Source organism: Campylobacter sp. CFSAN093259 (assembly GCF_012889985.1).
GTDB lineage: Bacteria > Campylobacterota > Campylobacteria > Campylobacterales > Campylobacteraceae > Campylobacter_D > Campylobacter_D jejuni.
In genome coordinates this window covers 15,771-39,056 of the sequence record NZ_CP040617.1, presented here as the reverse complement: position 1 = coordinate 39,056, position 23,286 = coordinate 15,771, and the positions used below count along the sequence as shown (strand labels likewise).

Annotated in this window: 17 protein-coding genes and 1 rRNA gene; 10 read left to right on the top strand and 8 right to left on the bottom strand. The window is 33.0% G+C overall.

Annotated features, from left to right (window positions below):
- Nucleotides 1-39: 39 nt before the first annotated feature.
- The 4 genes from FBF20_RS00145 to FBF20_RS00130 all read right to left on the bottom strand — a co-directional run bounded on the left by FBF20_RS00145 (nt 40) and on the right by FBF20_RS00130 (nt 6,422).
- Nucleotides 40-1,552: ribosomal RNA gene (locus FBF20_RS00145) — 16S ribosomal RNA — on the bottom strand.
- Nucleotides 1,553-2,141: 589 nt separating this feature from the next.
- Nucleotides 2,142-3,149, bottom strand: a complete 1,008-nt coding sequence (locus FBF20_RS00140) for a type II asparaginase (RefSeq protein ID WP_255005614.1) — start codon at nt 3,147-3,149, stop codon at nt 2,142-2,144.
- 83 nt (nt 3,150-3,232) lie between these two features.
- A complete protein-coding gene (gene recJ / locus FBF20_RS00135) occupies nt 3,233-4,804 on the bottom strand; it encodes a single-stranded-DNA-specific exonuclease RecJ (protein ID WP_002855578.1) in 1,572 nt (523 codons plus the stop codon).
- Nucleotides 4,791-6,422: a CTP synthase gene (locus tag FBF20_RS00130; RefSeq protein ID WP_002864070.1), complete on the bottom strand. Its 1,632-nt coding sequence runs from the start codon at nt 6,420-6,422 to the stop codon at nt 4,791-4,793. Before FBF20_RS00130 ends, recJ begins: the two co-directional genes overlap by 14 nt.
- Before the next feature lie 119 nt (nt 6,423-6,541).
- Between FBF20_RS00130 and thyX the strand changes: the two genes are divergently transcribed.
- Together thyX and FBF20_RS00120 are read left to right on the top strand one after the other, a co-directional pair.
- The gene (gene thyX, locus FBF20_RS00125) at nt 6,542-7,165 is read left to right on the top strand and encodes an FAD-dependent thymidylate synthase (protein WP_002853111.1); all 624 of its coding nucleotides are present in this window, start codon (nt 6,542-6,544) and stop codon (nt 7,163-7,165) included.
- Between the two features lie 119 nt (nt 7,166-7,284).
- On the top strand, nt 7,285-8,670 hold the full coding sequence (locus FBF20_RS00120) for a cation:dicarboxylase symporter family transporter (protein WP_002864071.1): 1,386 nt from the start codon (nt 7,285-7,287) through the stop codon (nt 8,668-8,670).
- A 38-nt stretch (nt 8,671-8,708) separates the two neighbouring features.
- On the opposite strand, the gene FBF20_RS00115 is transcribed toward FBF20_RS00120, so the two are convergent.
- Both FBF20_RS00115 and purB read right to left on the bottom strand, forming a co-directional pair.
- Nucleotides 8,709-11,078: a ribonucleoside-diphosphate reductase subunit alpha gene (locus FBF20_RS00115; protein ID WP_002876001.1), complete on the bottom strand. Its 2,370-nt coding sequence runs from the start codon at nt 11,076-11,078 to the stop codon at nt 8,709-8,711.
- A gap of 15 nt (nt 11,079-11,093) precedes the next feature.
- Nucleotides 11,094-12,422 carry an adenylosuccinate lyase gene (gene purB / locus FBF20_RS00110; RefSeq protein WP_002858787.1) on the bottom strand — a complete coding sequence of 443 codons (1,329 nt, stop codon included), beginning with the start codon at nt 12,420-12,422 and terminating at the stop codon, nt 11,094-11,096.
- Between the two features lie 77 nt (nt 12,423-12,499).
- Here purB and FBF20_RS00105 point away from each other — a divergent pair, with 77 nt between their 5' ends.
- From FBF20_RS00105 to dsbI, 6 genes are all read left to right on the top strand, one after another.
- Nucleotides 12,500-13,402: an RluA family pseudouridine synthase gene (locus FBF20_RS00105; protein ID WP_002867497.1), complete on the top strand. Its 903-nt coding sequence runs from the start codon at nt 12,500-12,502 to the stop codon at nt 13,400-13,402.
- A gap of 112 nt (nt 13,403-13,514) precedes the next feature.
- Nucleotides 13,515-14,393, top strand: a complete 879-nt coding sequence (locus tag FBF20_RS00100; protein ID WP_002857697.1) for a fumarylacetoacetate hydrolase family protein — start codon at nt 13,515-13,517, stop codon at nt 14,391-14,393.
- A gap of 63 nt (nt 14,394-14,456) precedes the next feature.
- Nucleotides 14,457-15,371: a cytochrome-c peroxidase gene (locus FBF20_RS00095; protein WP_002853120.1), complete on the top strand. Its 915-nt coding sequence runs from the start codon at nt 14,457-14,459 to the stop codon at nt 15,369-15,371.
- The gene (locus FBF20_RS00090; protein ID WP_002876003.1) at nt 15,361-17,139 is read left to right on the top strand and encodes a methyl-accepting chemotaxis protein; all 1,779 of its coding nucleotides are present in this window, start codon (nt 15,361-15,363) and stop codon (nt 17,137-17,139) included. The genes FBF20_RS00095 and FBF20_RS00090 overlap by 11 nt, the downstream gene beginning before the upstream one ends.
- 105 nt (nt 17,140-17,244) lie before the next feature.
- Complete coding sequence (gene dba, locus FBF20_RS00085) at nt 17,245-17,412, top strand: disulfide bond formation protein Dba (RefSeq protein WP_002779270.1); 168 nt, start codon at nt 17,245-17,247, stop codon at nt 17,410-17,412.
- An 11-nt stretch (nt 17,413-17,423) separates the two neighbouring features.
- On the top strand, nt 17,424-18,950 hold the full coding sequence (gene dsbI / locus FBF20_RS00080) for a disulfide bond formation protein DsbI (RefSeq protein ID WP_002876005.1): 1,527 nt from the start codon (nt 17,424-17,426) through the stop codon (nt 18,948-18,950).
- Between the two features lie 20 nt (nt 18,951-18,970).
- On the opposite strand, the gene queC is transcribed toward dsbI, so the two are convergent.
- Entirely contained in the window at nt 18,971-19,645 is a 675-nt protein-coding gene (gene queC, locus FBF20_RS00075) for a 7-cyano-7-deazaguanine synthase QueC (RefSeq protein WP_002858807.1), read from the bottom strand.
- Nucleotides 19,646-19,720: 75 nt separating this feature from the next.
- On the opposite strand from queC, the gene FBF20_RS00070 reads away from it, so the two are divergent.
- Both FBF20_RS00070 and FBF20_RS00065 read left to right on the top strand, forming a co-directional pair.
- The gene (locus tag FBF20_RS00070) at nt 19,721-20,947 is read left to right on the top strand and encodes an HD domain-containing protein (RefSeq protein ID WP_002853125.1); all 1,227 of its coding nucleotides are present in this window, start codon (nt 19,721-19,723) and stop codon (nt 20,945-20,947) included.
- A gap of 91 nt (nt 20,948-21,038) precedes the next feature.
- Nucleotides 21,039-21,563 carry a YagU family protein gene (locus FBF20_RS00065; protein ID WP_002853079.1) on the top strand — a complete coding sequence of 175 codons (525 nt, stop codon included), beginning with the start codon at nt 21,039-21,041 and terminating at the stop codon, nt 21,561-21,563.
- 11 nt (nt 21,564-21,574) lie between these two features.
- On the opposite strand, the gene ilvD is transcribed toward FBF20_RS00065, so the two are convergent.
- Nucleotides 21,575-23,251 carry a dihydroxy-acid dehydratase gene (ilvD, locus tag FBF20_RS00060; RefSeq protein ID WP_002853088.1) on the bottom strand — a complete coding sequence of 559 codons (1,677 nt, stop codon included), beginning with the start codon at nt 23,249-23,251 and terminating at the stop codon, nt 21,575-21,577.
- Nucleotides 23,252-23,286 lie beyond the last annotated feature (35 nt).

Sequence of the window (23,286 nt, the reverse complement as noted above, 5' to 3'; positions counted from 1 at the left end):
TGAAGTAATAGTTGTGAGACTTATTACTTTGTACTCTAGAAAGGAGGTGATCCAACCGCAGGTTCTCCTACGGTTACCTTGTTACGACTTCACCCCAGTCGCTGATTCCACTGTGGACGGTAACTAGTTTAGTATTCCGGCTTCGAGTGAAATCAACTCCCATGGTGTGACGGGCGGTGAGTACAAGACCCGGGAACGTATTCACCGTAGCATGGCTGATCTACGATTACTAGCGATTCCGGCTTCATGCTCTCGAGTTGCAGAGAACAATCCGAACTGGGACATATTTTATAGATTTGCTCCACCTCGCGGTATTGCGTCTCATTGTATATGCCATTGTAGCACGTGTGTCGCCCTGGGCATAAGGGCCATGATGACTTGACGTCGTCCACACCTTCCTCCTCCTTACGAAGGCAGTCTATTTAGAGTGCTCGGCCGAACCGTTAGCAACTAAATACGTGGGTTGCGCTCGTTGCGGGACTTAACCCAACATCTCACGACACGAGCTGACGACAGCCGTGCAGCACCTGTCTCTAAGTTCTAGCAAGCTAGCACCCTCTTATCTCTAAAAGGTTCTTAGGATATCAAGCCCAGGTAAGGTTCTTCGCGTATCTTCGAATTAAACCACATGCTCCACCGCTTGTGCGGGTCCCCGTCTATTCCTTTGAGTTTTAATCTTGCGACCGTACTCCCCAGGCGGTACACTTAATGCGTTAGCTGCATTACTGAGATGACTAGCACCCCAACAACTAGTGTACATCGTTTAGGGCGTGGACTACCAGGGTATCTAATCCTGTTTGCTCCCCACGCTTTCGCGCCTTAGCGTCAGTTGAGTTCCAGCAGATCGCCTTCGCAATGGGTATTCTTGGTGATATCTACGGATTTTACCCCTACACCACCAATTCCATCTGCCTCTCCCTCACTCTAGACTATCAGTTTCCCAAGCAGTTTAATGGTTAAGCCATTAGATTTCACAAGAGACTTGATAATCCGCCTACGCGCCCTTTACGCCCAGTGATTCCGAGTAACGCTTGCACCCTCCGTATTACCGCGGCTGCTGGCACGGAGTTAGCCGGTGCTTATTCCTTAGGTACCGTCAGAATTCTTCCCTAAGAAAAGGAGTTTACGCTCCGAAAAGTGTCATCCTCCACGCGGCGTTGCTGCGTCAGGGTTTCCCCCATTGCGCAATATTCCCTACTGCTGCCTCCCGTAGGAGTCTGGACCGTGTCTCAGTTCCAGTGTGACTGATCATCCTCTCAGACCAGTTAAGCGTCATAGCCTTGGTAAGCCATTACCTTACCAACTAGCTGATACTATATAGTCTCATCCTACACCGAAAAACTTTCCCTACTCAACTTGTGTTAAGCAGGAGTATAGAGTATTAGCAGTCGTTTCCAACTGTTGTCCTCTTGTGTAGGGCAGATTAACTATACCTTACTCACCCGTGCGCCACTAATCCACTTCTAGCAAGCTAAAAGCTTCATCGTTCGACTTGCATGTATTAGGCACGCCGCCAGCGTTCACTCTGAGCCAGGATCAAACTCTCCATAAAAAATTATAGATAGTTTAATCTTTTTCTTCAAAGAAAAAGTTATGAAAGATTAAAAGAAAAGTTTTTAATCTTTTTAATTATTAGATTGAATAGATTTTACATAATTGCTTATGCCTAAATCTGTTCTGGCTCAATCGATCACTTATTTAGATTTCAAAGATTGACTAATAAGATTTGAATAACAATACTAATTTAAAAGAACAAAACAAAAAATCATTTTTAAAAGAAAAGTTTTTAAATTAAAAAACAAGATTTATAAAAAAGCTTTTAGTTTATAAGACAAAAACCAAAAGAGTTAATTTATAAAATCTACTAAGCTAGTGAAACTTTATAATTTAAAAGATTTTAAGTCCTTTTTTCAAAAAAGGAAATGAAAGTATAACCAATTAAACTTAAAAGGGGATTAAACAAAGGATTAAATAGTATAAATATTTGTGTAAGATTTATATAAGTATTTGGTGGGTTTAAAAATGGGGGGGGGCGGGTTAAATGATAATAAAAAATACAAGATATAATATACTATTAATAGGATTGAAAGGCTTGACTTAGGGAAGATAAGTTCCCTAAGTTTAGAAATATTTAAAAAATTTTAATATTTTAAAAAATACTCTTGAATTTTTTTAGGATCACTTGTTTTTGTAAGTGCTAATATAAGCAAAACTCTTGCTTTTTGAGGATTTAAATCTTCAGCACTAATAAAACCTAATTTTTCATCTGAATCACTCACAGCAACACAACCTGCTACAACCCTTGAACTTACAACAACCTTAAGCCCTTTTTTTAAAAGCTCTTTTAAAACATCTTTTTGATTTTTGTGTATACTTCCTGCTCCACTTCCTGCAACAACTATGCCCTTAGTTCCATGTTCAAATAAAGCTTTTGCAGCGACACCACTACCATCATTTGAATAGCTATAAAGAATATCTACTTTTGGCAAACTTGTGAGTTTGCTTACATCAAAAGGAGCGTTTTTTGTGTGAGCTTTAGTAACATTATTATAGAAAAAGACTTTACCATCTACTATATAACCCAAATCCCCAAAATCAGGAGAAGAGAAAGCATCAACATTTAAACTATGAGTTTTTACTACGCCTCTAGCGCTTAAAATTTTATCATTTATAGCTACCATAACACCCTTATTCTTAGCTTCTTTATTGGCAACTAATGCCACTGCATTATAAAGATTTTTCGGACCATCCGCACTTATAGCAGTTGATGGACGCATAGCGCCAACTAGAACTACGGGCTTATCACTTTTAATGGTTAAATTTAAAAAATAAGCAGTTTCTTCCATAGTATCAGTACCATGAGTTATCACCACACCGTCTATCCCCTCAGCAAAAAGCTTAGCAATTTTTTTAGCAAGCCTTAACCAAATTTCATCACACATATTTGAACTATCAATATTTGCTATTTGCTCCCAACTAATATCTGCTAAATCTCTAATTTGCGGAACTGCTTTAATTAATACATCTATATCAATGGCTCCGGCCGTATATCCTGTTGTAGCAATAGTGCTATCAATGAAGCCTGCTATCGTTCCGCCTGTTCCTAAAATAGCAATCCTTGATTTAGCTTTTTTCATACATACTCCTATAAAAAGACAACATATAAATAATTTTTTAATCTCTTGTATATTAATTTTTTAATGTTATTAATGCAAATTATAAGTAAAAATTTTTATAAAATCTCTTTAACAACAAACTGTGGAGTTACCATTCCCCTAAATTCATTCTTAGAAATACTTCCAAGCAAAGAAATATTTTGATTCAATTCTGGCTCTTTATCAAAATTAAAAAATAAAGCTTCTATGGTTTTATTTTCCTTAGTTAAAACAAGCTTTAAGTGTTTTTCATCTTTACCTAGAAGTTTTTTATTTTTTACACAAAGATTTTCTAAAACAAAAAAAGGTCGTGGATTTTTATGTCCAAAAGGTTCAAAAGATTCTAAAATTTCAAGCATTTCAAAATCAATTTCGCTAGGTTCTAAGATTCCTAAAATTTCATCTGTATCCAAAAATTCACTTTCAGAAATTTGCGAACATTCTTTTTTGATTTTATTTTTAAATTGTTCAAAATTTTCAGAGTTTAAACTGATTCCAGCAGCACCTTTATGACCACCATAATTGCTTAATATAGAATTTGTCTTAGAAATTAAAGCTAAAATATCAATCTTGCCAACACTTCTTGCGCTGCCTTTTAAGTGTTCTTCATTTTGAGAAAATACAAAAGCAGGTTTATTAAAATGTTTAGCTAAACGACTTGCCACAATCCCTAAAACACCTTCATGCCAATTTAAACCCGATACCACAATACAAGAATCGTTTTCATCGATTTGATTTAAACTATCTTCAAAAAGCTGTTTTTCTTCATCTTTACGACTTTCATTAAAACTAACAATTTGCTCTAGATATTCTAAAGCTTTATTAAAATCTTTAGTGTGTAAAAATTCATAAGAAATACTTGCATCATCCATTCTTCCAGCACTATTTATAAGCGGAGCAATTAAAAATCCTATATTATCAAGAGCAAATTTATCCTTTTGATAATAATGCTTAATAGCCCTAAAAGCAGCCCTTTTAGATTTGTTAATATGATCTATGCCACGCCTTACTAAAGCACGATTTAAATCTCTAAGTTCCATCATATCTGCAACAATTGCAATCGCCAAAAGTTCTAAAAATTTACACATGTCATATTTAAGCTTGCACACCTCTTTTAAAGCCGCTATCAAATACCATGCGACTTGAGCTCCACAAATTTCAATTTCTGGAAAATCACAATCTTTTTGCTTTGGATTGATAATGGCAAAAGCATCAGGTAAAACATCTTGAGGCATATGATGATCAGTGATAATCAAATCTATATTTTTTTCTTTACAGAGTTTGGCTGCTTCAAGAGCAGCTATTCCATTATCTACTGTTATTATTAAATTTACATCAAGTTCGTTGATGATCTCAGCATTTAATCCATATCCATCTTTAAAACGATTTGGAATTCTTATAATATAATCAAAACCTATATCATCGAAAAATTCTGCCATAATAACACAAGAAATGATTCCATCAACATCATAATCTCCTACTATGGCGACTTTCTCATTTTTTTCTACAGCTTCTTTGATGCGATTAGCTGCTTTATATGCATCCTTTAAACAGCATGGCAAAGGCAGATCACAAAGTTTGGTATGCAAATCTTTTTCAAAGCGTGAAGCCAAAATTTTTTTAATTTCATTTTTATTAATTATCTTCATAGTTTATAGCTGCCTTGATAAAACTGCAAATCACAGGATTAACATGCTCAAGTCTTGATGTAAATTCTGGATGAAACTGCACAGCCAAGAAAAAAGGATGACAGTTAAGCTCAACTGCTTCAATCAATCCTTTGCTTTCACCACTTACAATCAAACCGTGTTTTTCAAAATCTGCTCTATATTTTGGATTTGCTTCATAGCGATGACGATGGCGTTCTTTTACACTCTTTACTTCATTATAAACCTTAGCCAAAAGGGATTTTTCCTTGATATCACATTTATAAGCCCCTAAACGCATAGTTCCACCTAAAGGAGTTTTTGCAGTACGAATTTGTTTTTCTCCATTTGTATCCATAAATTCATCAATCAAATAAACCACAGGATTTTGGCATTTTTCATTAAATTCACTTGAATTTGCATCTTTAAGTTTTAATACATTTCTAGCAAATTCCACCAAAGCAAGCTGCATACCTAAACAAATTCCTAAAAAAGGAATTTTATTTTCTCTTGTGTATTGAATGGCTTTTATCTTACCTTCTACACCACGATATCCAAATCCCCCAGCAACCAAAATTCCACTCACATCTTTAAATACTTCAGAACTTTCCATATTTTCAAGTTTTTCACTATCTACCCATTTTAACTCCACTTTAGTATCTAGGGCTGCACCTGCGTGTATAATAGCTTCAGTAAGGCTTTTATAACTTTCTTTTAAATCCACATATTTGCCTACAAAAGCGATTTTAACTTCATTGCTTGGAGCTATAACTCTTTTTACCAAAGAGTCCCAATTTTCCATATTAGGTTTTAAATTTTTCAAATCCAAAATTTCAGCAATAGGGCTTAAAATATCTTGCTTTAAAAAATTAAGTGGAATTTGATAAATACTAGCCGCATCAACACTTTCTATCACGCAATTTTTTTCCACCCCGCAAGAAATAGCAATTTTATCTTTTAAATCTCTATCAAGAGCTTTTTCACTACGACAAATAATCATATCAGGACTAATGCCTATGCGCCTTAACTCGCCTACACTATGTTGAGTTGGCTTTGTTTTTAATTCCCCTGCAGCCTTAATAAAAGGTACTAGAGTAAGATGAATATTCATAGCATTATTTTTACCCACTTCCAAACGCAAAGCACGAATAGCTTCTAAAAAAGGCAAGCCTTCTATATCCCCAACAGTTCCGCCTATTTCAACGATAAGTATATCTTTGCCTTCTCCTGCTTTTTTAATGCGATCTTTGATTTCTCCTACTATATGAGGGATAACTTGAATGGTTTTGCCAAGATATTCTCCACGCCTTTCTTTTTCAATCACACTTTGATAAACCCGTCCTGTAGTGAAGTTATTATCTTGAGATAAACTCTCATCCAAAAAACGCTCATAATGCCCCAAATCAAGATCCGTTTCTGCTCCATCATCAGTTACAAAAACCTCTCCATGCTCAAAAGGACTCATAGTGCCTGGATCAACATTGATATAAGGATCAGCTTTTAAAATACTCACTTTAAGCCCTGAATTTTTTAAAAGTGTTGCGATAGAAGCAGCGGCTATCCCTTTACCCAAAGAACTTAAAACTCCACCTGTTACAAAAATATATTTTGTTTGTTTCATTGATAATAAGCCTTATTTTTTTATCTAATTATAGCTTGATAAAACTTTTTATTTCATTAGAATTTTAAGTAAAAAATGCAAGAATTACAAAAAATATTTTTATCAAAAAAGGAATAAGCATGCAAATCACTTTACTTTTTCACACTCCATTATCTGTTTGTTCTCATGCAACAAGAACTTGTTGGCAAAGCTTTGAAAAAGGCGATTGCGGTGGCGAAAAAGATAAAGAACTTATCGATCGCGTGGGCAACAAATTCAAACACGCTTCAACCTTAGAACATCTAAACTATACTTTTTATATACAAGGAATTTCAAGAGCTTGCTTACAAGAAGTTGCAAGACACCGTCACACTAGTCCTAGTGTAAAAAGCACGCGTTATACCTTAAAAGAACTTCGCAATGAAGCTGAATTTAAAATAGGAGATTTTGAAAATGCAAGCCGTTATCTTGTGCTTTGTGGTAATGAAGAGGTTGATAACGCAAGCATTAAAGCCTTAGAAAATTTACGCACTATTTTACAAAAAAGCATTAGTCTAGATATAGCCAAATACTGCTTACCAGAAAGCTATAAAACTGAACTTACACTAACGATTAATGCAAGAAGTTTGCAGAATTTCATTTCTTTGCGTAGTTCAAAATCAGCTCTTTGGGAGATTAGAAATTTAGCAAATGCTTTATTTGAAGCCTTGCCACAAGAACACAAATTTATATTTGAACATTGCTTACATAAAGATATAGAATAAATCATACTAATTTTATCTTATTTAAAATATTGTTATGCTACCATTTATAAAATCAAGCTTTACGCAAGTATATTTTCATATACCTTGTGCTTGATTATAGTTTCTTATAAGGACTTTTTATGGATAAACAATTTTTTCAAGATTTTCTAATGCTTTCACAAGCTCATACTATAGCTACTCTTGCTATACTTTGTGTTGTTTTTTACGCATTAAAAAAAATGCGGGATATAAAAATCAATTTTTCTCTTCGCATGCTATTTGCGCTTTTAATGGGTTTGGGGTTTGGTTTTGCTTTGCAATATTTGGCAAATTTTCCAGATGCTGAAGAAGCAAGCAATATTCTTTGGTATAGTGAAACAAAACATTGGTTTGCATTTGTAAGTTCTGTTTTTGTAGCTTTTATAAAAATGCTAGTTGTTCCTCTTGTAAGCATTTGCATTATAAAAGTAATTATAGAAATTGATAAAAATATCAAAATATCCTCCTTGCTTGGAATAAGTCTTTTTTGGATACTCTTTAGCACAGCCATAGCTGCAACCTTGGGTATATTTTTAGGTTATAGTTTTGATTTAGGAAGTAATTTTGCTATATATGAAGGAAATAAACAAATTCGCGAAATTCAAACTTTTTCAAATATTATACTAGGGCTAATACCTAGCAACATCATTGCAGCTATTAATAAAGAAAATATTATAGCTATTGTCATTTTTTCTTTTTTTATAGGAATTAGTGCTAAAAAAATTTCTAAAAAAGAAGAGTATGAACAAGCCTTTAAAAGTTTTCATAATTTTATCCTAACCTTTTATAATATTATGATGAACATGACTGCTACAGTTATTAGATTTATGCCTTATGCTGTAGTTTGTATGATGGCTAATGTGCTTTTAAGCAATGGTTTTGAAGCTATCAAAACAGCTGGACTTTTTATAATGCTTATTTATATAGCTATGTTAATAATGTTCGGGGTGCATTTTTTACTTCTTGCTTCACAAGGGCTAAACCCTATAAAATATGCAAAAAAAGCATTTCCTGTATGGTTATTTGCATTTAGCTCAAGATCTTCTTTGGGCACTTTGCCTATGACTACTTCAACTTTGCAAAATAAATTTGGAGTTAATTCAGCTATAGCTAATTTTGTAGCATCTATAGGTACAACAACAGGACTTAATGGTTGTGCGGGATATTTTCCAGCTTTAGCGGCAGTTTTTGTAGCTTTTGCTACACATACACATATTGATTTTACATTTGCTTTAATGATAGTTTTGGTAGCTGTTATTGGATCCTTGGGTATAGCTGGAGTACCTGGAAGTGCAACTATGGCAGCTTCTATTATGCTAGCAGGGATTGGATTTGGTAATAATTTTGTCATGCTAAGTTTGATTTTAGCTATAGATCCTATTATAGATATGGCAAGAACAGCAAGTAATGTCTCAGGAGCTATGACTTCGGCACTTTGTACTGCAAAAAATCTAAAAGCCCTAGATAAAGAAATTTACAATTCTTAATCTCTTAAAACCCAATATTTTTCATTGGGTTTTAGTATTTATTGGCAACCTTCACATTCTATGCTACGATCTGCAACATTGACTTTTTCACTATCAGGGCTTTCGCTTCTTAGATAATAAGTAGATTTTACTCCGAGCTCCCAAGCGAGTTGATAAATTTCATTTAAATATCCCCCACTTGCTTTATCAAGCGATAAAAAGATATTTAAACTCTGCCCTTGATCGATCCATTTACCACGCACAGCAGCAGCCTTTACAAGAATTTTTTGATCAAGTTCGTAGGCTGGAGTATAGTATTGCCAAGTATCAAGGCTTAAATTTGGCACAACAACAGGTATCATACCACTTAAATTTTGTTCAAACCACTTTCTTTTGTAAACAGGTTCTATAGTCTGCGTAGTACCCACTAAAATAGAAATAGAAGAAGTAGGTGCAATGGCCATCAAATAACCATTTCTCATACCATCTTTTTTAACTTTTTCTCTAAGTTTAACCCAGTCGCATTCACTTTGATCAAATAAGCCCTCTCTTAAAGTTAAAGCTTTAGCCTTAGGACTTGCTACATCAATAGGAAAAATCCCCTTGCTCCAATTTGATCCTTCAAAATCTTCATAAGAACCTTTTTCAAGAGCTAAATTTGAACTCGCATTAATAGCCTCAAAGCTAATTTGTTCCATAATCTCATCGATTTTATTTAAATGCTCATCGCTTCCCCAATAAATCTTAGCCTCAGCAAGCATTTGTGCCTCACCCATGACTCCAAGACCTATGGCGCGAGATTTTAAATTTGTATCTTTTACTTTTCTATGAGGATAAAAATTTAAATCTATCACATTATCAAGCATACGAATAGCCGTTGGCACAACACGCTCTATATCTTCTTTAGTATACACTTTACTAAGATTTATACTTGCTAAATTACAAACGGCTGTTTTTCCATCATTTTTATATTTTTCCACTATATAAACTTTATTACCATCAATACTATCTAAAGTTGAGATTTTTTTGGCTGGTTTTTCATATCCCCTATCGATCACAACTTTTTGTTCTTCATCAAAATGAAGCTCATCTCCATTTTCAAAAACTACTTTGATTTGATAATAATTTGGCTCGGTATTTTGAAAAATTTCAGTACATAAATTTGAACTTCTAATAATTCCTACATGAGCATTTGGATTTGCTCTGTTGGCACTATCTTTAAAGCATAAAAATGGCAAGCCTGTTTCAAAATAATTTAGCAAAATTTTCTTCCAAAGCTCTTTAGCTTCTACGATTTCTTTGGTAATGCTTTCATCTTTTTCATATTCTTCATAGCGTTTTTCAAAAGCCTCGCCATATAAATCACACAAATCCGCTGTATCTGCAGGATCAAAAAGAGTCCATTTATCATTAGCTCTTACTCTTTTCATAAAAAGATCATTGATCCATAAAGCAGGGAAAAGTTCATGAGCACGGCGTCTTTCTTCGCCTGAATTTTTACGCAAATCGATAAAATCACTTATATCCATGTGCCAAGGTTCTATATAAACGGCTATAGCCCCTTTTCTGGTTCCTAGTTGATCTACTGCCACGGCAATATCATTAGTAATTTTCAAGAAAGGTATAATCCCTCCTGCGGCATTTTTATGCCCATCTATGCTTCCACCCATAGCACGCACTTTAGACCAATCCCAACCTATACCACCACCAAATTTAGAAAGTAAAGCCATTTCTTGATAAGAATCAAAAATACCTTCAATATTATCAGGGGTTGATCCTATATAACAAGAGCTAAGCTGATGGCGTGTTGTTCTTGCATTAGATAAAGTCGGAGTTGCAAGCATGAGTTCAAATTTAGAAATAAGATCGTAAAATTTCTTCGCCCATTCTTGAGGATTAAATTCATTCTGCGCTAAAAACATCGCAATGGCCATAAACATTTGCTGAGGAAGTTCTATAGGCATACCTTTACTATCTTTAATCAAGTATCTATCATATAAAGTTTTAATACCAAGATAAGTAAATTGCATATCGCGTTCAGGTTTAATATAAGCATTTAAATCATCTAAATCATATTTTTCTTTAAGACCAAGTAAAATTCTTCCTTCTTTTTCACCTTTTTCAAAATACTCACACAAATGATTATAGCGATTCATACCATTAACTTTTTTATATAAATCAAATAAAAAAAGTCTAGCTGCAACAAAGGTCCAATTTGGACAATCAATATCTATCTTATCTACTGCAGTTTTAATTAAAGTTTTTTGAATTTCTTCAGTTGAAATTCCATCGCGAAATTGAATCTTTGCATCGAGTTCAAGTTCGCTTAAATTCACACCCTCTAAATCTTTTACAGCATCAGAGGTGCATTTTTTGATCTTGGAAACATCCAATTCTTCTGTACGACCATTTCTTTTAATAACTTTCATTGCCTTCCTTGCTTTTTATTTAAATGTTCTTTTAAAAATTGCATCAACATTTTTTGTATAGTAGTTATAATCGAAACATTTTCTTACATCCTCTTCGCTCAAACTTTTTCTTAAATCTTCATCGCTTAAAAGCGCTAACAAAAACAAACTTTCATTTTTTTCATTGATAGCAGCCTTGCCATTTTGCAAATCTGCCCAAACTTTCATAGCGTTTCTTTGAACTATTTTATAAGCTTCTTCACGACTAATGCCTTTAAATGGAAGCTCTAAAAGCACCCTCCCTGAAAATACAAGCCCGCCTGTAAGATTTAAATTTTTCATCATATTTTCAGGATAAACTAAAAGCTTATCAATCAAATTTGTAAGACGCATAAGCATAAAATCAGCCGTGATAAAAGCATCAGGCAAAATAAATCTTTCAACACTAGAATGAGATATATCTCTTTCATGCCAAAGTGCAACATTTTCTAAAGCTGGAGTTACAAAAGATCTAAGCACACGACAAAGCCCTGTGATATTTTCACTTAAAACAGGATTTCTTTTATGTGGCATAGCTGAACTTCCTTTTTGTCCTACACTAAAATACTCTTCAGCCTCATAAACTTCAGTTCTTTGAAAATGTCTTATCGCTACAGCGATTTGCTCACAACTTGAAGCTAAAATTGCAATAGCAGAAATAACTTGAGCATAACGATCTCTTTGGATCACTTGATTTGAAACAGGGGCAGCTTTAAGACCTAAATTTTTACAAACCTCTTCTTCAAATTCTAAAGGAGCATGAGCAAAATTTCCCATTGCACCACTGATTTTTCCATAGCTTATCACTTCTTTTGCATGTTCTAAAAGCTCTTTTGCATGCAAAATTTCATCATACCAAATAGCTAACACTAAACCAAAAGTGATAGGCTCTCCATGAATTCCATGACTTCTTCCTACCATTAAGGTATTTTTATGCTCCAAAGCACGCTTTTTGATCACTTCTAAAAGCAAAGAAACATCTTCTAAAATAAGCTCCAAACTCTCTTTTATCTGTAAAGCAACAGCCGTATCTATACAATCAGAACTTGTCATTGCATAATGCACAAAACGACTCTCTTCTCCCAAACTTTCACTTACACTTGTAAGAAAAGCGATAACATCGTGTTTTGTGGTTTTTTCTATTTCGTCTATTCTTGCAATATCAAATTTTGCATTTTTAAGAATTTTTTCGCAGTCTGTGTCATTAATGAGACCGAGTTTATTCCAAGCTTTTACAGCGGCTAATTCTACTTTTAACCACGCATCGTATTTTGCTTGCATGTCCCATTTTTTAGCCATGATTTCTCTGCTATATCTTTCAACCATCTTTGAAACCTTTTTAGCTATAATTTTATATTTTAAAAAACAGAAATTATATCAAATTATCCTAAGAAAGTTATTAAATGGCTTACATAAAAATAAAACTCTCAAATAATGGAAAAAAGGCATTTCAAGTCCTTATGGAAAATTTAAAAATTAGCATAAATGAAGCACAAAAACTCATAGACAAAAAAAGACTTTTTTGTGATGGAATTTTAGTAGAAGAAAAGAATGAAATTTTAAATGGTTTAGTAGAGCTTATAGTCTATGAAAACAATCCCAAAGGAGTAGAAATTGTCTTTGAAAATGAAGACTTTGCCATACTTGAAAAAGAAAGTGGGATCTTAAGTCATCCAAATGGTAGACATTGTAAATACAGTCTTAGTGATGAAATTTGGCATCTTTGGGGAAAAGAAGCTTGCGTAGCACACAGACTTGATAAAGAAACGAGCGGACTTATACTTGTAGCCAAAAATAAAAAAGCTCAAATTGATCTTAAAACTTTGTTTGAAAAAAAACTGGTTCAAAAAGAATACCTTGCTCTAGCTAACGGAAAAATAGAAGAAAATTTTATAATTGATAAAGCCATAAATTTAGCCAAAAACTACGATGATGTAAAAACAAGGATGCAAATTTGTAAGGAAGGAAAACAAGCTATCACTGAGTTTGAAATTTTAGAATACTTTCCTAAAATCAACGCTACTCTTTTACTCTGCAAACCCTTAACAGGCAGACAACACCAAATAAGAGTGCATTTACACTATAAAAACCATACCATTTTAGGCGATCCACTTTATGGGCTTAGCAAAGAACAAATCGAAAGTATTTTAGATGAAAAATTAACCCCCAAAGAACGCTTAAAACTTACAGGTGCCTTGCGTTTGTGTTTGCATTCTTATCGTTTGAAATTTCAATATAAAAATCAAAATTTTAATATCAACTCAAAAATAAACATAAAAGAAATTTTCAACAATTCTATAAAATAAAATGATGTTTCACTACGCTACAATCAATCACTTTTTTACCAAATTTTAAAACAAAAAAATAATTCTTGCTAAAACTTTAAGTATAATTAAATAAAAAAGCGAGATTTTCCAAATGAAATTTGTTAATTTTATACAGGGTCAAAAACCCAATCTAGGAGTACTAAATTCTAGTGGAAAAATTGTAAGTTTTGATGATCTTGGCATTGAAACTAACGATATGAATGAATTTATTATCCATTTTGATAAATTTAAACACAAACTTACAGACTTGGATTCTAAAATAGCCTATGAAATTCCACAAGAAAATTATCTAGCCCCTATTATAGAACCTCGTCAAGATATTATATGTCTTGGGATTAATTTTTTAGATCATGCCAAAGAATCTGCCAAATTTAAGGGTGAAAAATTTGAAGAAAGAGAATATCCTGTATATTTTGGAAAACGTTGCAATCAAGCTACGCCACCTTTTGGCGATATACCTTTACATGCAGATGTAACTTCTCAGCTTGATTATGAATGTGAGCTTGCATTTATTTTAAGTAAAGATGCTTATAAAATCAAAGCTAAAGATGCAAAAGATTATATCTTTGGCTATACTATTATCAATGAAATTTCAGCTCGCGAACTTCAAAAACGCCACAAACAATTCTACCGAGCAAAAAGTCTTGAAGGTAGCACTATAATGGGACCTTATATCACAAGCGTAGATGAAATTTCTTATCCTCCTAAACTCCAACTTCAAAGCTATGTCAATGATGAACTACGCCAAAACTCTAACACTCAATTGTTTATTTTTGATATTGCTTATGTCTTAGAAGAACTTAGTGCAGGCATGCTTTTAAAAGCTGGAAGTATTATATCTATGGGAACTCCTAGTGGAGTAGGTATGGGGTTAAATCCACCTACTTTTTTAAAATCAGGAGATAAAGTACGTTGCGTTATAGAAAATTTAGGAGAACTTTGTAATAAAATAAAAAATATCAATTATTAAATAATTTACTAAAATTATACTATAATGGCATTTTAAAAACTTAAATTAAGGCAAAAATTTATCATGAAAAAAATAATAATGATTTTATGTTTATCTTATGCAAATATAGTCTTTGCAGTAGATATGATAACCCCTATTCCAAATTCCATCTCTTATGATAAAGAAAAAGCTAAACTTGGAAAAAGTCTTTATATGGATAAAAGTTTATCTAAAGATGGAAAAGTTTCATGCAATACTTGCCATAGGCTTGATCAACACGGTGTTGATGGGCTTGAATTTTCAATAGGAGTTGATAATCAACTCGATAAACCCTTTAACACTCCTACAACCTTTAATTCTGTGTTTAATTTTGTGCAATTTTGGAATGGCAGAGCTAAAGATTTAACAGAACAAGCTATGGGACCTTTTTTCAATCCAAAAGAAATGGGGCTAAGTCCTGAACTTCTTTTACAAAAAGTTAATTCAAATGAAAATTATGTAAAAACTTTTAAAAAACTTTATGGAGAAGTTACGGTAGAAAACATAGCCCTTGCAGTTGCTGAATTTGAAAAAACCTTAATCACCCCAAATTCTCCTTTTGATCGCTATCTTAGCGGGGATCAAAATGCTATTTCAACTCAAGCTAAAAAAGGTTACGAAGATTTTAAAGCTAATGGCTGCATCTCTTGTCATCAAGGTCAAAATATAGGTGGGAATATGTTTCAAAAAATCGGTATTTTTGAAGAATACCCAAACCAAGAAGATTTAGGGCGTTATGAAATCACAAAAAGAGAAGCTGATAAAATGGTATTTAAAGTTCCTAGTCTTAGAAATATAGCCAAAACCGCGCCTTATTTTCATGATGGTTCTATACCTACTTTAGATGCTTGTGTTCAGTTTATGGCCTACTATCAACTAGGAAAATTTTTAGATCAAGAAACAGTTGACAATATAGTTGCATTCTTAGAAAGCTTAACAGGAGAATATCATGACAAATAAAAAAAGTTCATTTTTGATAAAATTTATTATCTTATCTACACTAGTTTTGACTTTCATTCTTGTTTTATTGGCTATTATTTTTAATAACTATTCTTCATCTAAAAATAACAAAGACTTGATAAACATAGTTCAGCAACTAGAAATTTCAGATGAAAAAATCAATTCTATTTTTCAAAATAGTTTTAATTTTATCAACTATGACCCAAGTGTGCAAGCGATAAAAAAAATGCAAGAAAACTTTACAAAACTTAAAACTTTTGGGATTGACATAAGCAAAGCAGAAGAAATTTTTAATGCCAAACTAATTCAGCTTAATTATTTTAAATCCGCAAATTCCATAGCAGTAAATTCAAAACTTTATTTATTTGAACTAGCTAAAAATTATTTTGAAGAATTGGAACAAAACCATGAAACAAATAAAAACAACTATAAAACAATGAACTCCATGTTAAGCGTTCTTTCAACTGAAAGTATTTTACAAAAAACAACATTAAATCAACTCAACAATCTTATGAAAGAAATCAAAAATGATGTAAAAAATGAAAATTTGCAACTTTTTTTAAAACACTATAAAATGATTGTAAAGCAAATTTCTATTATGCAAGATAATTCTTCTATTTATGAAAATAATTCTCTTATGAAAGAGTTAAAACAACTTGACACTTTTACCCAAAATACTATAGAACAATCTAATTTATTTAAATTTTATATCGCTTTGGCAGTATTTGGAATTACTATCGTATTATTTGTATTTTTTATTTTATTAACACTAAAAAAAGTCATCATACCAATTCATACTTTAGAAAAACTAAGTGCTAATTTAGCTAGCAAAGAAGCCAATCTACATTCTCGTTTAAACATAGATCCAAAAAGCGAGCTTGGACAAAGCGCTCAATATATTAATTCATTTATTTCCACCGTTCAAAACTCAATCATAGAAGCCATAGAAAATGCTAAATCAAGTCATCAAAATTCACAAAAACTCAAAAACAACTCTATGATGCTTGAAAACAGCTCTAATTCGCAACATGAACAAATTCAAGGAGTTAAAGAAATCACTCATGTTTTAGATGATCATATCAATCTTGCGGGAAATTTAGCACAAGAAAGTATAGAAAATATGCAAGATATGCACATACTAATGGATAAAGTAGAACTTACTCTATCTGAACTTGTAAATTTAATAAATGAAAACAATGAAAAAGAACAAAATATAGTAGCCAATATGGACAATCTAACCCAAAGTGCGGATAATATTATAGAAATCACAAACTCCATTAAAGACATAGCTGATCAAACTAATTTACTTGCCCTAAATGCAGCTATCGAAGCTGCAAGAGCAGGCGAACATGGGCGTGGATTTGCTGTTGTAGCCGATGAAGTTGGACAGCTTGCTGATAAAACAAGTAAATCTCTTTTAAACATCAATGCTACTGTTAATACTATAGTCCAACAAATCAATGACAACAAAGCCTTAATGGATCTTATCCATGATTCTATGAAAGAAACCTCTTCAAAAACCAATGATTTACAACAAGAACTTGTAAATTCTATGCATAAATTGGAAAGCTCTATAGAATCAACCCAAACCATGAAAGATAAAAGCATGGAAGTAAAAGATAAAATGCTTATCCTAGGAACAAATATAGATAAAGTTAACGAACTTGCAAATTCTGTTAAAGATTTATCATGTGAAATCAATAATATCTCTCAAAATGTTCTAAATGGTGCCTCTAAACTCTCCGAAAAATTAAGTAGCTTTCAGTAACTTTTTTCACGTTAATTTAACTTAACGTGGAATTTCAATAAAAATTTTATTTTTAATTTATGTTTTTCAAGTAAAATTACCAGTTTTTATTTCAAAGGAGATACTATGGAGTTTCTTGAACTTTTATTAGTTTTAATCGCCTTGATACTGATTATCAAAAAACCAGAAAAAGAAAATTTGGCTTTTGGTTTGGTAATGGTAGCTTGGCTTTTAATGGTTTTTTTCTATGTTGGCCACAAAACAGGCGCACTATTAACAATAATGAATCTGTAAGGAAGGGCTAAATGAACGAAATCAATAAAACAAAAAATTTCTACACACTAATGTGTTTAGCAGGCTTTTTGATTATACTCTTGCCTGTAGGTATTGCAAATTTTGTATTTGGTTATATGTTGGGCGATAGTCCTTGCACGCTTTGCTGGGGACAAAGAGAAGCAATGATCTTTATCGGTGTAATGGCGCTTTTCATTGTTCGTTATGGTATGAAAGGTAAATACCTTGCTGCTCTTTTAATCATGACAGCAGTAGGGCTTTATCAATCTTTTGCTCACTATGGTAATCACGCTCATAGAGATTTAGATCAAGGTTTTGGTTTAGCAGTTTTTGGTATCCATACTTATTTTTGGGCTGAAGTAGTATTTTGGGCTGTTGTATTGCTCTTAGGTGTGATTTTTGCTTTTGCTCCTAAATTTAATGCTTTTGAAGCTGAACTAAATGGAGAAAAGTTTAGAAAATATACTAAATTTAGCTTTGCAGCAGTTTTAATCAGTGCTATCATCGTAGCATCAAATGTTTTCCAAGCCTTTGTTAGCACAGGTGTTCCTCCTTATGTAGGACAAGGCGATCCTGTAAGATTTAGTTTAAATCCAAAATACATCATTTGGAGTAAAGAAGGTTGGAATGGTTTATGGCAAAATATTTCTTTCTTAGGAAAACGCGATGTTAAAGCTCCTGATTATGCTTTTGCACCTGCAAGTGAAAAACTTGGCATAAAATTTGATAATGATATCAACAATGCTCCATTTGCAAAAATCAATGATGAGCTTAAAATCACAAATGAACAAACCATAAATTTTGACAAAGCCATCAATACTCTTGATTATATCAATAACGAATTTGTAGCAAGTTCTAAATGGGATGTAGCTTTCTTAGATAATAATTTTAGCGTTAAAGAAGGTTTTGAACTTGATCCTTATTTTTCAGCTTCTATCGATCCAATCATCGGTATCATACCTTATATGAACGATAAATTCATTCTTATGGGCTCAAACAAATCTTTCTTAAGATTTGCAAAAAATCCTAATGCAAGTGAAGAAGATATCGCTAAACAATACGCTGACTTTGTAAAAGGCAATGATAAATTTAAAGGTCAAGGCGAAAGTTTAGGTCGCGGAAGACTTGATACCGTAAGAGCAAAATTTAACCATGTAGCAAGTATGACTACAGATGGAAATTATCTTTATCTTGCAACTGTTCCAAACAACAAAGACGCTAAAACTTTTGTAATCTCTAAAGTTTCTTTAAAAGATCGTGTTCTTTCAGGAGAATTTACTCCAAAAGCAAATCTTAAAGAAGGTAAAACTTTAGGCGATCTTTATGTAACTTCTATGACTTTTAAAGATGGGGAAATTTATGCACTTAGCAAAAATCACAATGTGATTGCCGTAATTGATCCAGTCAAAGAAGAAGTAGTGAAAACTATCGCTTTCCCAAGCTCTATCACTAATGCTAGAAGCATTTTCTTTAAAGATGGAAAAATCAATATTCTTTCTTATCAAGATGGAGCAAACAAGCTTTATACTTTAAACTAAGCTTTAAGTCCTAGTGAAAACTAGGACTTATATTTAATCTTATCTTTAAATCCTGCTTTTTCAAAACCTCTTAAACGAAGCAAACAACTATCGCACTCCCCACAAGCTTCATCTTCACTCTCATAACAAGACCAGGTAAGTTCTAAAGGTACATTTTCTTTTAAGGCTAGTTCTACAATTTTAGCTTTGTTTAGTCTAACAAGCGGAGTTTTTATACAAACTTTGAAATTCTTACTCGTACCTTCATTGATAAATTCTTGTGCCTTTTGTATAAACTCATCAGTACAGTCAGGATAACCACTGCCATCTTCTTCTACCACCCCTATAAAAACACTCTCACAATTTTCCTTTTCAGCCAAAGATCCTGCTATACTTAAGAAAATTCCATTGCGAAAAGGCACATAAGTGATAGGTGGAGTATCGCTTGTACAAAGCTCATTTTTAGGGATGTCTATACTTTTATCGGTTAAGGCATTGCCCCCTATATCTTTGATAAAACTCACATCTAAAATATAAGATTTTTCTACTTTTAAAGCCTTGCAAATTTGCTTAAAACATTCTTTTTCTTTTTCTTGAGTGCGTTGTTCATAGTCAAAATGCAAAGCGATAATTTCATAACCTTCTTTTTTGGCCAGATAAGCACACAAAGTACTATCCATACCGCCACTTATGATACAAAGTGCTTTTTTACTCATTTTTATCCTTAAATTTGCTATAATTTCACAATTTTAACGAAAATTTTTAAATTTAAATTGCAAAAAGGCAAAAGCATGATAAACATAAAACTCATAGAACACATTTTTAAAGCCGCTTCTATCAGTCGTTGGAATGATTATCCAAGAATGGCAAATTTGGTTGAACTTGACAAACAAGCTCATAAATTCATCATCGCATATTTTATCGCTAAAATGGAAAAAGATGTGGATATGAGAGTGATTATAGAAGGGGGAATTTTTGAGTTTTTAAGTCGTGTTGTGGTAACTGATATACGCCCTGATGTGTATCATGAAATCGTGCGTCAAAAAAAAGCTGAAGTTAATGCTTGGGTTTTAAGCAAAATCGAACCTATGATAGAAGATATAGAAGATGGGGAATTTCTAAAGCGTTTTGAAGCGTATTTAAATGGTAATGCTTATGCTAAAGAAAGACTTATCTTAAAAGCAGCTTCATATTTTGCTACAAGATGGGAATTTAACATAGTTTATCAAACCTCAGCTTTTTTAAATGATATTGATGAGATTAAAAACAAAGTTGAAGAAGAATTAGAAGATTACTATGAGCTTATAGGAGCTAGAAAAATCGCTTTAAATCAAAAAATAGCCAAAATTATTGATCTTAGCGGAAGACTTCGCTTTCAAAAACGTTGGGCTCAAACTCCACGCATACCAGAAACCGCGGTTTTAGGACATATGCTTGTGGTGGCGATTTTAGGATATTTTTACTCACTAAAAATCAAGGCTTGCGATAAAAGACTTGAGAATAATTTTTATTGTGCTTTGTTTCATGATTTGCCAGAGTCTTTAACACGTGATATTATCAGCCCTGTAAAATACGGCATTGATGGACTTCATGATATCATAAATGATTATGAAATGAAACTTATTAATGAAAGAATTTTACCCTTTGTACCTGAGGGTTTAAGGGCTGAGTTTTCTTATATTTTAGGCATTAGAGAAGGTAGAAACGGTGAGTCAAATTTTGTAAAAAATGAGTTTGAAAATCGCACTTATAAAAATGCTAAAATCGAGCTTTGCAGCGGAAGTTTAAGCTCTTTTAATGAAAATGAATTTGGTGCTATAGATGGTAAGGCGCTTAAATACTGCGATAAAATTGCTGCTTATATAGAAGCAGGACTTAGTATAAGTTATGGTGTAAAGTCTAAAGAACTTGAAAGTGGTTTTTTAGGAATGCATGAGTTTTTTAAAGAAAATCCTACCATAGATGGGGTGAATTTTTTTGAAATTTGCGAAAGTTTAAGAGAATATTTTAAAATTTAAATAAGATTTTTATACTCCTATTTTCAATATGTTTTAAATAAAAATATTATAAATTCAAATTTTATTTTGTATAAAACATAAAGGAGTTATTATGAAAAAATACTTTCAAAAGCGCTATACTTTAGCCTTTTTTATAGGTATATTAGCGGGTATTTTCGGAGCTATTGTTAAATGGGGTTGGGAAGTACCTTTTCCTCCAAGAAATCCCAATGTTTTTTGGCCAGCAGATGCTTTAGAACGTGTTACTCCACCTAAAATTTTTCTAGAACAACTAGGCTTACCTACTGATTGGACTTATATGTTTTCAGGTATGCAAATGCCTTTGTCAATTTTTATAGTACATGTCGGTTTTTCTATTATTTTTGGAGTGGCTTATTGTATGATAGCGGAAAAATGGCACCGTATTACTATGTGGCAAGGTGCAGTTTTTGGATTTTTTGTTTATCTTTTTGCCCATGTTATTATAATGCCTTTAATTGCAGAAGTTCCACCACTTTCTGAAATTCCTTTTGATGAACACCTGTCTGAAATTTTTGGCCATATTGTTTGGCTGTGGGGCATGGAAATAGTTCGTAGAGATATAAGAAATCGTATAACCAAAGAAATAGAAGAATGAAAGGAAGCCTTTCATTCCATATCTAAAACCGCACCTTTACTAGCATTGCTAACAAGTTTTTGATACATTCTAAGCCATCTTGAAGACACCTCTTTTTGAGGCAATGCAAATTCTTTTTTACGTTTAGCAATTTCTTCTTCACTTACATTTGCATGGATAGTATAAGCATCTACATCAATTTCTATTTCATCTCCATCTTTTAAAAGTCCTATAAGACCACCTTCAGCTGCTTCAGGGGAAATATGACCGACGCTTAAACCCCTTGTAGCCCCACTAAAACGACCATCGGTGATTAAAGCTACATCAGCACCTAAACCCATACCCATTAAAAGTGAAGTAGGACTTAACATTTCTTGCATACCAGGACCCCCTTTTGGACCTTCATAGCGTATTACACAAACATTTCCTTTTTGCACCTTGCCTTTAATAATGCCTTTTATAGCTTCATCTTGAGAGTTAAAACAAACAGCTTTGCCTTTAAATTTTCTTTCTCCGATTATTCCTGCGGTTTTTATAACGCAACCTTGCTTGGCTAAATTTCCAAACAAAATGGCAAGCCCACCTACTTTTGAGTAAGCATTATCTACTTTACGAATGATATTTTCATCTTTGATTTTGGCATTTTTTAAGCGTTCTTTGAGACTTTCTCCTGTAATGGTCAGTGCATCAAGTTCTAAAATATGTCCTTGTCTGCTTGAAATTTCAGCCATAACTGCACTCACACCGCCTGCTTTGTGGATATCATCCATATAAACACTATTTAGCGATGGGGCTATTTTTGCTATGTGTGCAACTTTGCTTGAGATGAAATTTAAATCTTTAATATCTAGTGCTACCCCTGCTTCACGCGAAATGGCAAGCATGTGTAAAACTGTATTGCTACTTCCACCCATTGCCATATCTACTACCATAGCATTACGCACAGCTTTTTGAGTGATGATATTACGAATTTTAAAACGTTCATCTAGGGCGATTTCACAAATACGACGCGCTGCTTTTCTTAAAAGCTCTTCTCTTTCTTTACTTAAAGCTAAAATGGTTCCATTGCCTTCTAGTGCTATACCCATAGCTTCGCATAAGGTATTCATAGAATTTGCTGTAAACATTCCCGAACAAGATCCACCACTTGGACAGGCTGAACATTCTATATCTTTAAATTCTTCTTCACTAATTTTTTTGGATTCATAAGCCCCTACAGCTTCAAAAACAGAGCTAAGGCTGATCTTTTCTCCTTTTTTGGTTACTCCTGAAGCCATAGGCCCACCACTTACAAAAATGGTTGGAACATTGACCCTTAAAGCTCCCATTAACATACCAGGAGTAATTTTATCGCAGTTTGGAATACAGATTAAAGCATCAAGTTGATGAGCATTCATCACCGTTTCAATAGAATTTGCGATAAGTTCACGACTTGGTAAAGAATAAAGCATACCTTCATGTCCCATAGCTATACCATCATCTACGCCTATGGTATTAAACTCAAAAGGTACGCAACCATTTTTGCGTATCTCATCTTTAATGATTTTAGCATAATCATTTAAAAAATAATGCCCTGGGATTATATCTATATAGCTATTTGCTACACCTATAAAAGGTTTGTCAAAATCTTCATCTTTCAAACCACAAGCACGAAGTAAAGAACGATTAGGTGCTCTTAAATGTCCTTTTTTTATCGCATCGCTTCTCATTGTAACTCCTGATAATAATTTTTTAAAATTATATT